Consider the following 737-nt stretch of genomic DNA (forward strand, 5'->3'; position numbering starts at 1 on the left):
TTGGAATATTGATGCCACTCTTGAGCATGAGTTGCAAAGAGAACAGTTTGTCTCTGGACTGTGAAATTGCAGCTGAGGAGTTCGTTGTATAGATCCCCATGCTTTCAAATTGGCGAGCTAATGCGGTTCCGTAAAATGTCACGCTAGGTCTTATTCTTGTAATGACAGCATCCAAATCATTAAGTATCGTTCCTCCGCGATAATGCGCTTCAGGTTCCAGTGCATCCAGTTTCATATAGCATTGCTTAACATTGAGGAAAACCATTTCATGGCCTCGCTCTTCGCCAGCCTCCAGTAATCTCTGGTTGCTATACAGCTCTTCATTGCTTGCGAGCAGGGCGATCTTAAGACCACTCTTTTCAGGTTCCTTTTTTCCATAATATCCATCGATTGTTTCTTGTGAAATTGCACCCATCAAGTCTTCTTGTTCAGGGTCAACAAGCATCCGGCCTACCATAGCTTCTCTCCCAAGAAGCATTCTGAAACCCATGGAGTCTCTATTAGCAAGCGTTAACTCTACTTCCCAAATCATTTCACCAATTTTTAGTGGCGCTTGCACAACAAAACGGGTTTCTGAGACGCCACTAGAGCTTTTAACAACTCGCTTGTCTATGATCGGGCGCTCACACCTGATAACTGTACGGCGATTATTCTGAAACTGGATGCACTGGAACCTGAAGCGCATTATCGCGGAGGAACGATACTTAATGATTTGGATGCTGTCATTACAAGAATAA

Annotated in this window: 1 protein-coding gene; it reads right to left on the minus strand. The window is 44.0% G+C overall.

The genetic code is table 11. The features are described from left to right. On the minus strand, window positions 1–737 hold a 737-nt coding region (locus A3761_RS07205; RefSeq protein WP_197472931.1), incomplete at both ends, for a RimK/LysX family protein.

Source organism: Oleiphilus sp. HI0123, assembly GCF_001635315.1.